Origin of the sequence: Roseobacter sp. GAI101 (genome assembly GCF_000156335.1) — a bacterium.
Lineage (GTDB): Bacteria > Pseudomonadota > Alphaproteobacteria > Rhodobacterales > Rhodobacteraceae > Sulfitobacter.
The window spans coordinates 1,730,236-1,739,430 of record NZ_DS999213.1; the positions used below are offsets into that span (position 1 = coordinate 1,730,236).

Sequence of the window (9,195 nt, forward strand, 5' to 3'; positions counted from 1 at the left end):
ACATATAAGGTGTCCACTGAAATGTTTGCGTTCTGGATTGCATGAAAGTTTAGCATGGGCTTGATGCTTTCTTTGGTGTTCTCGCAGATAAAATGGATTCGTGATGACGCTCCCGCGTGGGGGAGGGGTGACCCGTTGCGTTCTCCAACGGGGTCAGGGGAATATCGATCCCCCACACCCCCGTGGGATATTTGAAAGCCAGAGAAGGGGTGCCCGCGTGATCAGGTTGGAGAAGCGACCGCAGCCCAGTCAGGCGTTTTCCTGGGCCACCCCGCTTTTGGCGGTTTTGGCGACGATGTTTTTTGGCGGACTTTTGTTTGCCGCTTTGGGAAAAGATCCGGTTTCGTCCATCATCACGATCTTCTGGGAGCCGTTGTTTGGTAGCAATGCATTTTATTATCGCCCGCAACTGCTGATCAAAGGGGCACCCTTGGTCCTGATCGCCATTGGCCTGTCGCTGGGCTTCAAGGCAGGCATCTGGAACATCGGTGCCGAGGGCCAATATATCATCGGGGCCATTTTTGGTGCAGCCGTCGGGCTGGCGTTCTATCCTGCCCAGAGCGTGTTCATCTTTCCGCTGATGATCCTGGCAGGTGCGTTGGGAGGTTGGCTTTGGGCGATGATCCCAGCGGTCTTGAAGGTCAAGTTCGGCACCAACGAGATTTTGGTATCCTTGATGCTGGTCTATGTGGCCGAGCAGTTTCTGGCCTCGATGGCCCTGGGGGTGTTGAAAAACCCCGAAGGCTTCGGCTTTCCGGGCAGCCGGAACTTGCAGCAATATGCGTCGGCCCATAATGGCGAGCTGATCGCAGGGTCGGGCATGCATTGGGGGGTGGTTGCCGCGTTCATCGCAGTGATTTTCGCCTATGTCCTGCTGGCGCGGCATCGGTTGGGTTTTGCCATTCGCGTCACGGGCGAGGCCCCGAGAGCGGCAAAGTTTTCGGGCGTGAACCCGACACGGCTGGTGTTGTTCTGCATGGGCACGTCGGGCCTTTTGGCAGGGCTTGCGGGCATGTTCGAGGTTGCAGGTCCCGCAGGCCAGATCACCATCGATTTCAACGTCGGCTATGGCTTTACCGCGATCATCGTGGCGTTCTTGGGCCGGTTGCATCCGATCGGCATTTTGTTGGCGGGCGGGCTGATGGCGCTGACCTATATTGGCGGCGACATCGCGCAAAGCCAGTTGGGGCTGCCTGCCGCCGCTATTCAGGTGTTTCAGGGGATGCTGCTGTTCTTCTTGCTGGCCTTTGATCTTTTCACAAATTACCGGCTGCGCTTTGGCCATCGGGAGGTCGCGTAATGGATCTGTCATCCATCAATCCGGTGCTTTTCGTTGCGGGCTTTCTGGTCGCCGCGACACCGTTGATCTTTGCCGCGTTGGGCGAATTGGTTGCCGAGAAATCAGGTGTGCTGAACCTTGGCGTTGAAGGCATGATGATCATCGGCGCCATCTGCGGCTTTGCCACGGCGGTTGAAACCGGATCACCCTTGCTGGGGTTTGCGGCGGCTGCCGTGGGCGGTGCGGCGTTGAGCCTTCTGTTTGCCTTTCTCACCCAGATCACGCTGGCCAATCAGGTGGCTTCGGGTCTGGCGTTGACGCTGTTCGGACTGGGGTTTTCCGCCCTGCTCGGCCAAAGCTATGTTGGTGTCAAACCGCCGCGTCTGGCCGAGGTGAACTTTGGCCCGCTGCATGACATCCCGGTGCTGGGACCGATCCTGTTTTCCCATGATATCGTCTTGTACTTTGGCTTTGCGCTGGTCGTTGTCGTTTGGGCCGTGTTGAAATACACCCGTGCGGGACTGATCCTGCGGGCCGTTGGCGAAAGCCATGATGCGGCCCATGCGCTTGGTTTCAGGGTGGTGCGGATCCGCACGCTTGCGATCATGTTCGGCGGGGCCTGCGCCGGGCTTGGCGGGGCCTACATCAGCCTGATCCGGGTCCCGCAATGGACCGAAGGCATGACTGCCGGCGTTGGCTGGATCGCGCTGGCACTGGTCGTTTTTGCCAGCTGGAAGCCATGGCGTCTGTTGCTGGGTGCCTATTTATTTGGCGGCATCACGCAGTTGCAGCTGAATTTGCAAGGCGCGGGCGTTGCCATTCCGGTCGAGTATCTGGCAATGTCGCCCTATATCATCACCATCCTTGTATTGGTGGTTCTTTCGGCCGATAAAAGCGCTGCTCCGGCGTCGCTTGGCCGTACCTTTCACGCCTCGTCCTAGACGGGCAGACTTCAAAGCGCCTAATAAAAGGGCGCAATACCAAGGGGATTACCTTATGAAATTATCCACACTTCTGGCCAGCGCGGCGCTGGCGCTTGGCCTTGCGGGCGGGGCCTATGCCGATGCCCATGGCAAGACCAAAGTCGGTTTCGTCTTTGTCGGCCCCGTGGGCGACGGCGGCTGGACTTATGAACACAACCAGGGCCGTCTGGCTGTCGAAAAGGAATTCGGCGACAAGGTCGAAACCGTGTTTGTTGAATCCGTGGCCGAGGGCCCCGATTCCGAACGCGTAATGACCCAGATGGCGCTGGACGGTGCCGACCTGATCTTTACCACATCCTTCGGCTACATGGATCCGACGATCAACATCGCGGCCAAGTTCCCGGATGTGAAGTTCGAACACGCAACCGGCTACAAGCGCGCCGACAACGTTTCCACCTATTCTGCGCGCTTCTACGAAGGTCGTGCCATCCAGGGCCACATCGCGGGCAAGATGACCAAATCGAACGTCATCGGCTACATCGGGTCCTTCCCGATCCCCGAAGTGATCCGCGGCATCAACTCTGCCTATATCCACGCCAAAAAGGTCAATCCTGACGTCGAATTCAAGATCGTTTGGGCCTATACATGGTTCGACCCCGCAAAAGAAGCGGACGCAGCCAAGGTCCTGATCGAACAAGGCGCTGACGTCATTCTGCAGCACACCGATTCCACAGCGCCCCAGGCGGCGGCACAGGAAGCGGGCAACGTGATCACATTCGGTCAGGCATCCGACATGGCGCAATACGCGCCGATGCCACGCGTGTCGTCGATCATCGATAACTGGGCCCCCTACTACATCGCGCGCACCAAGGCCGTGATGGATGGCACATGGACATCGACCGACACATGGGACGGCATCGGTGCCGGCATGGTTGGCATTGGTGAAATCACGGATGCGGTACCTGCGGAGGTCAAGGAAGAAGCGCTGGCGCTGAAAGCGTCCATCGCGGACGGGTCGTATCACCCGTTCACCGGTCCTTTGAAAAAGCAGGACGGTTCTGATTTCCTGGCCGAAGGCGAGACAGCGGATGACGGTACATTGGCTGGCATGAACTTCTACGTTGAAGGCATCACAGGCGACATCCCGAACTAAGGGAAAGCCACGATAAACGTAAAAAGGCTCTGCTTTGGCAGAGCCTTTTTTTATGCGGTCAAGCCCGTGGCAAAGGTCATCGCACTGCGCAAAGGCCGGCTGGCGATGCTCGGTTTTCCAGCGTCAGAACGTGTTCAACGGAATTTTCAAATAGCTGTTTCCGTCATTCTCTGGATCGGGCGCTTTTCCGGCCCGCAGGTTCATCTGCAACACATGTAACATCCGATCCGGCAGGCTAAGGGTTTTATCGCGGCCTGTCCTTAGTGCCACGAAATCTTCCTTTGAAACGCCGCCGCCGATATGGGTGTTGTGCCTGCGATGTTGCTGCACCGTCGCTTCCCATGCGGGCTCTTTTCTAAACTCGGTTCCGTAATCATGGCCGATAAACAGACGGGTGTGATCGGGCAGTTTCAATAATTCCTGCAAGCTGTCGTAAAGTTCGTCGGCTGATCCGCCGGGAAAGTCCGCGCGCGATGTCCCCGCATCCGGCTGCATGAAGGTATCGTGAACAAACGCCGCATCATCCCCGACCACATAGGTGATTGACCCCAGAGTATGCCCCGGAGACAACATGACCTTCACGTCGAGCGTTCCGATCTTAAAGCTGTCACCGTCTTTGAACAGATGATCGAAATCCTGTTCGGGGTCGAAGGCGTCGGGCATATTATACTTTTCGTGCCACAGTTTTGAGATGTCTTTGACTTTGGCACCGATGGCATTGGGGCATCCCAGCCGCTCTTTCAGATAGGACGAGGCCATCAGGTGATCCGCGTGCGGATGCGTATCCAGTATCCATTCAATCTCCAGCCCTTCGGTTTCTGCAAAGCCCAGGATTGCATCAACGCTGGTGTTGTCGGTCGACGCCGACCTGTGATCAAACGGCATGACAACGTCGATCAGGGCTGCTTTACTTGTTTGCGGATCGGCAACCAGATATTGAACACTGCCCGTATCATGGTCGTAAAATCCGGTCACCTGGGCAGAACTGTCACCAGCAGAGTCGCTGGTTCGTGATAACTTAATCTTTTTCATGGGCGATATCCTCCTGTCATATTAACAAATTCGAATTCATATCGTTCCATCACTGAAAATATAGACCCCTTTCCCTGAATTGTGGGGGGAAACTTGGCAGATCGGGTCGCTTCGTGCCACGCTTTTTTTCTTCGTCGGGGTGCGTCCTGCCCTATCCATCTTCCAGCGATCCGCTATCATCTGCGGCATGATCAAAATCCATCACCTGAACCGGTCCCGTTCCCATCGCATCTTGTGGCTGCTCGAAGAGATCGGGCAGCCCTATGATGTCATCCCCTACAAACGCGATGCAAAAACCAACCTGGCCCCGCCAGAGTTGAAACTGGTGCATCCTTTGGGCAAATCGCCGATGCTGGAAATTGACGGCACACTGGTCGCCGAAAGTGCTGCCATCACCGAAGTTTTGTGCAACCGTTTTGCGCCGGAACTGATCCCCAACCGCGATAGTGCCGCCTATCTTCAACATCTTGAACTGATGCATTTCGCCGAAGGGTCGGCCATGACGCCGATCCTGTTGAACCTCTATGTCAGCCGTCTGGGCGAAGCGGGCGCGCCGCTGCATCCGCGCATTACCGACGAATTGCACAACCATTTCAGCTATATGGACAGCCTTGTGCGTCCCTCGGGGCATTTCGTGCAGGACAGCCTGTCAGCGGCAGATATCATGCTGAGCTTTCCCGCAGAGATCGCGATGCGCGGCGGTGACGGTGCTGCGAAATACCCCGCCCTTGCCGGTTTCGTAGAGATGATACAGGCGCGCCCTGCCTACGCACGCGCCACCGAACGCGGTGCGATGAACGGCTGAAAGGCGCTGCCCTTTGGCGGTTCACCCCCATCTGTAGGGATAGGCCATTCTGATTGAACGGCCTCCCGCCGCTTTGGCAACTGGCGGAATTCTGACGACGGTCCGGGTGTCACCCCCTTGGTCCAAGATCACCGTTGCGAAGCGGCGCGCGCCGTGGCACGAATTGGGGATGAAACACACCCTGACCAGCCTCAACGGCACCCCCGCAAGCCGCCTTGCTTTTGGCACCATGCAATTTGGCGGGCGCGCGGATGCCGATGCCTCGCGCGCGATGTTCGACGCGTGCATTGACGCAGGCATCACGCATTTCGACACGGCGCATGTCTATACCGACGGGGCGTCGGAAACACTGCTGGGCGGGTTTCTGGGCGACCGCCGCGAAGATCTGATCATCGCGACCAAGGCCGCCTATACCGGCGGATCGGGCCGCGCCAACATTCTGGCCTCGGCCGAGACATCCCGCCAGCGACTGCAGCTGGATACGCTGGATGTGCTGTACCTGCACCGGTTCGATCCGGACACGGACATGCACGAAAGCTTTCAGACCTTCGCCGAACTGAAAACAGCGGGCCATATCCGCTTTATCGGTCTTTCGAACTACGCCGCCTGGCAGGTTGTCAAGGCTGCAAACATCGCGGCTGAATTCGATCTGGACATCGCGGTGATCCAGCCGATGTACAACCTGGTCAAACGTCAGGCCGAGGTGGAAATCCTGCCCATGGCCGATGATCTGGGCATACTTGTCGCGCCCTATTCCCCGCTGGGCGGTGGCCTGCTGACCGGGAAATACACCAAGGGCGAAGCCGGACGTCTGACCGAAGATGACCGCTATGCCGCGCGCTACGCCCCCGAGGTGATGCATGATGCAGCGGCAGGTCTTGCCGCGTTGGCCGGTGATCTGGGTCTGCATCCGGCCACCTTGGCCGTCGCGTGGGCGGCAGCGCACCCGACAGGGCCGTCGCCGATCATCTCGGCGCGGTCCGCCGAACAACTGGCCCCGTCACTGGCCGCGATGCAATACGAAATGCCGGCCGATGTCTACACCAGGATCGCCGCCCTGTCCCCCACACCGCCCCCCGCGACCGACCGGATCGAAGAACAGTCATGAATGATATCATCATCATCGGCGGCGGCATCGCGGGCCTGTCCGCCGCCGCGCGCCTGTCCGCAGATGCCACCGTGACATTGATCGAGGCTGAAAAAGCGCTTGGCTATCACGCCTCTGGCCGTTCTGCCGCGCTGATTGAACAAAACTATGGTGCGCCATCCGTGCAAGCGCTGAACCGCGCAAGCGTCAGCTATCTGCGGGACGGCGGATACCTGAGCCCGCGCGGTCTGATGATTGTCGCGGACGAACACGAAGAAGACGCGTTCAACGCCGACGTCACCGTCATGGGGGTGGACCCGATTACGCAGGCAGAGGCGATGGCGTTCGTTCCGATACTCGACCCCGCCAAGATCGCCTTTGCCGCCTATCACGAAGACGCGCAGGACATCGACACCGACCGGTTGCTTCAGGATTTTGCCCGCGTGCTGCGCGGCAATGGCGGCACGATCCTGACCGGCCAACGGGTGCAGGCAATCCGCCACGACACCTCGGGTTGGGAAGTTGATGCAGGGACGCAGACCTTGCGCGCCAAGATGCTGGTCAATGCTGCCGGGGCATGGGCCGATGAACTGGCGACGATGGCGGGCATTGCCCCGCTTGGCATCACGCCGCATCGCCGGTCGATGGCCCGGATCGCAACGCCCGGTGGACATGACCCGGCGCGTTGGCCGATGTTCTTCGGCGTGGGCGAAACATGGTATGCGAAACCCGACGCAGGGGCCTTGCTGATTTCCCCTGCGGATGAAGACCCTGTGCCACCGCAGGACGCGTGGCCCGATGATATGGTGCTGGCCGAAGGCCTTGACCGGTATCAAAACATGGTGGCCGAACCTTTGACCAGGCCGATTGCCACCTGGGCCGGTCTGCGCAGCTTTGCCCCTGATCGCACGTTGGTTTTGGGGCCGGACCCTGCGCAGCCTGATTTCATCTGGTGTGCCGGGCAAGGCGGTTACGGGTTTCAGACCTGCGCCGCGGCATCACAGCTTGTCGCCGATCTGACCTTGGGGCGGGCGTCCAAGCTGGACGCGCAAACTGTTGCCGCCCTGCGCCCTGACCGGCTGCGCTTGTGACCGGCAAACTGCCCTCCAGCGCCAGCGTCGCGTTGCCCATGGACGGCGCAAAGCTGCATGCCCCCGCCGCGGATCGAAATTGCGCCGCGCTGTGCGAACTGCTGCTTGCACACGCCCCGCATAAGGGACGCGCGCTTGAGATCGCCAGCGGTACCGGGCAGCATATCGCCGCCTTCGCCACCGCCTTGCCGGGGCTGTCATGGCAACCGTCAGAACCTGACGCCGCGCGCCGTGCCAGCATCGACGCCTATGTACGGGATGCCGGTGTCACGAATGTCGCCCCGGCGATTGCGCTGGATGCCACGGCGGACGGGTGGCACGGTGGCGTCGCGCCGCAAGACCTGATCTTTCTCGCCAACCTTCTGCATCTGATCCCTACGCCTGCCGCCCAGTGTTTGATTGCGCAGGCCGCACTGGCGCTCGCCCCGCGTGGCACACTGATCTTATACGGGCCGTTCAGGCGCGCCGGTCGGTTAACCTCGGCCGGGGATGTTATCTTTGACGCCGAACTGCGCGCCGCCGATCCGGCGATCGGCTACAAGGACACCGCCGACGTCATCACATGGCTTGACCGCGCAGGCCTTGCACCGGTCAGCATCGTCGCCCTGCCCGCAAACAACCTTGGCATCATTGCCGGAAAGCCCTGATATGTCGCCACTTCGCCTGCTTGCCCTGCTGTGTGTACTGACCTTGGGGGCCTGTGGGTCAAGCCAGGTATCCGTCCCGATCGGGACGGTCACGGCAGCGGATTTCGGGGACCGCAAGCCACATGCCTGGACGGGACGCACACCGCAAAGCTATCCGGTACATGGCATTGACGTGGCGCGGTTTCAAAACGCGCTGAACTGGGGCGACGCGCGCCTGGCCGGTGTGAATTTCGCCTTTATCAAGGCGACCGAGGGCGGTGACCTGCTGGACCCGATGTTCAGCGATCACTGGCGCGGGGCGGGGAGTGCCGGTGTGGCGCGCGGGGCCTATCATTTCTATTACTTCTGCACGACACCACAGGTTCAGGCACGCTGGTTCATCGAAAACGTGCCCAAGACCCCCGGCATGCTGCCGCCCGTACTTGATATGGAGTGGAACCCGTTTTCCCCCACCTGCACCCTGCGCCCCCCAGCCGGAACCGTGCGCCGAAACACCGAGATATTCCTGCGCATCCTCAAGGCGCATTACGGCCAGCAGCCGATCGTCTATACTACGCCCGAATTTTACAAGACCAACCAGATGGGGCGTCTGCGCGGCACCGAATTCTGGCTGCGTTCGACCGCCGCCCACCCCGCCGAACGCTATCCGGACGAACGCTGGACCTTCTGGCAATACACCAGCACCGGCCGCGTGCCCGGCGCGTCAGGCGATATTGACATCAACGTCTATGCAGGAAGTGCGGCAAGCTGGGATAACTGGCTGGCGCGCCGCCAGATCCGCTAGATCCGCCCCAACCCAGCGGGCAGTTGCCAAGCCGTGCTGCGGCGGACATCGGGCGCGCAGGGAAGCGGGTCGGTTACGCGGATAGACTGGAATTCTTGGGCCGCGCGGGCGATCACGCAGTCCTTGCCAACCTCAAAACCGCCGAAATCCGGCAGATGGAAGAACACGATCTTGCGCGTCCGCCGATAGCGCATCTGGGTGATGCTGACCTGCCCTGCCGCGCCCTTGCCACAGTCGTCGGCGCAAAACGCATCAAGGTCGGGCATGTTCGGCAACGTATCCCACCGGTTGAGCAAGACGATGGTGATCGCCGCTTGAGCAGATTGTTCCACGCCCAGTCCTGCCCGCAGGTCATCCGCATGATCGCCCAACACCGCAAAACCGACGGGGCCGG

10 protein-coding genes are annotated in these 9,195 nt (G+C 60.0%); 8 read left to right on the forward strand and 2 right to left on the reverse strand.

What is annotated here, in order from left to right; genetic code table 11:
- Positions 1–217: 217 nt before the first annotated feature.
- Genes RGAI101_RS08115 through RGAI101_RS08125 form a run of 3 tightly spaced genes read left to right on the forward strand, consistent with a single transcriptional unit; the run spans position 218 to position 3,355 of the window.
- Entirely contained in the window at positions 218–1,300 is a 1,083-nt protein-coding gene (locus RGAI101_RS08115) for an ABC transporter permease (protein ID WP_008227967.1), read from the forward strand.
- On the forward strand, positions 1,300–2,220 hold the full coding sequence (locus RGAI101_RS08120) for an ABC transporter permease (protein ID WP_008227144.1): 921 nt from the start codon (positions 1,300–1,302) through the stop codon (positions 2,218–2,220). The genes RGAI101_RS08115 and RGAI101_RS08120 overlap by 1 nt, the downstream gene beginning before the upstream one ends.
- Before the next feature lie 55 nt (positions 2,221–2,275).
- Positions 2,276–3,355 (forward strand): BMP family ABC transporter substrate-binding protein, encoded by a 1,080-nt coding sequence (locus tag RGAI101_RS08125; RefSeq protein ID WP_008226763.1) that lies wholly within the window; start codon positions 2,276–2,278, stop codon positions 3,353–3,355.
- A gap of 123 nt (positions 3,356–3,478) precedes the next feature.
- Here RGAI101_RS08125 and RGAI101_RS08130 read toward each other — a convergent pair whose 3' ends face one another.
- Positions 3,479–4,387 carry an MBL fold metallo-hydrolase gene (locus tag RGAI101_RS08130; protein WP_037227731.1) on the reverse strand — a complete coding sequence of 303 codons (909 nt, stop codon included), beginning with the start codon at positions 4,385–4,387 and terminating at the stop codon, positions 3,479–3,481.
- A 187-nt stretch (positions 4,388–4,574) separates the two neighbouring features.
- On the opposite strand from RGAI101_RS08130, the gene RGAI101_RS08135 reads away from it, so the two are divergent.
- The 5 genes from RGAI101_RS08135 to RGAI101_RS08155 all read left to right on the forward strand — a co-directional run bounded on the left by RGAI101_RS08135 (position 4,575) and on the right by RGAI101_RS08155 (position 8,801).
- The gene (locus tag RGAI101_RS08135; RefSeq protein WP_008229348.1) at positions 4,575–5,192 is read left to right on the forward strand and encodes a glutathione S-transferase family protein; all 618 of its coding nucleotides are present in this window, start codon (positions 4,575–4,577) and stop codon (positions 5,190–5,192) included.
- A 169-nt stretch (positions 5,193–5,361) separates the two neighbouring features.
- Positions 5,362–6,300 carry an aldo/keto reductase gene (locus RGAI101_RS08140; protein WP_037227733.1) on the forward strand — a complete coding sequence of 313 codons (939 nt, stop codon included), beginning with the start codon at positions 5,362–5,364 and terminating at the stop codon, positions 6,298–6,300.
- Positions 6,297–7,370, forward strand: coding sequence for an NAD(P)/FAD-dependent oxidoreductase (locus tag RGAI101_RS08145; protein ID WP_008225847.1), 1,074 nt, complete (start codon positions 6,297–6,299; stop codon positions 7,368–7,370). The genes RGAI101_RS08140 and RGAI101_RS08145 overlap by 4 nt, the downstream gene beginning before the upstream one ends.
- The gene (locus tag RGAI101_RS08150; protein ID WP_008225952.1) at positions 7,367–8,017 is read left to right on the forward strand and encodes a DUF938 domain-containing protein; all 651 of its coding nucleotides are present in this window, start codon (positions 7,367–7,369) and stop codon (positions 8,015–8,017) included. Before RGAI101_RS08145 ends, RGAI101_RS08150 begins: the two co-directional genes overlap by 4 nt.
- A gap of 1 nt (position 8,018) precedes the next feature.
- Positions 8,019–8,801, forward strand: a complete 783-nt coding sequence (locus RGAI101_RS08155) for a glycoside hydrolase family 25 protein (protein WP_008229142.1) — start codon at positions 8,019–8,021, stop codon at positions 8,799–8,801.
- On the opposite strand, the gene RGAI101_RS08160 is transcribed toward RGAI101_RS08155, so the two are convergent.
- A partial coding sequence (locus tag RGAI101_RS08160) for a hypothetical protein (protein ID WP_198133683.1) occupies positions 8,798–9,195 on the reverse strand: 398 nt, incomplete at its 5' end. The genes RGAI101_RS08155 and RGAI101_RS08160 overlap by 4 nt on opposite strands.

Bases quoted from the DNA above. Each gene is read 5' to 3' on its own strand.
- RGAI101_RS08120 (WP_008227144.1), top strand. From the start codon at position 1,300: ATGGATCTGTCATCCATCAATCCGGTGCTTTTCGTTGCGGGCTTTCTG.
- RGAI101_RS08125 (WP_008226763.1), top strand. From the start codon at position 2,276: ATGAAATTATCCACACTTCTGGCCAGCGCGGCGCTGGCGCTTGGCCTT.
- RGAI101_RS08130 (WP_037227731.1), bottom strand. From the start codon at position 4,387: ATGAAAAAGATTAAGTTATCACGAACCAGCGACTCTGCTGGTGACAGT.
- RGAI101_RS08135 (WP_008229348.1), top strand. From the start codon at position 4,575: ATGATCAAAATCCATCACCTGAACCGGTCCCGTTCCCATCGCATCTTG.
- RGAI101_RS08140 (WP_037227733.1), top strand. From the start codon at position 5,362: ATGAAACACACCCTGACCAGCCTCAACGGCACCCCCGCAAGCCGCCTT.
- RGAI101_RS08145 (WP_008225847.1), top strand. From the start codon at position 6,297: ATGAATGATATCATCATCATCGGCGGCGGCATCGCGGGCCTGTCCGCC.
- RGAI101_RS08155 (WP_008229142.1), top strand. From the start codon at position 8,019: ATGTCGCCACTTCGCCTGCTTGCCCTGCTGTGTGTACTGACCTTGGGG.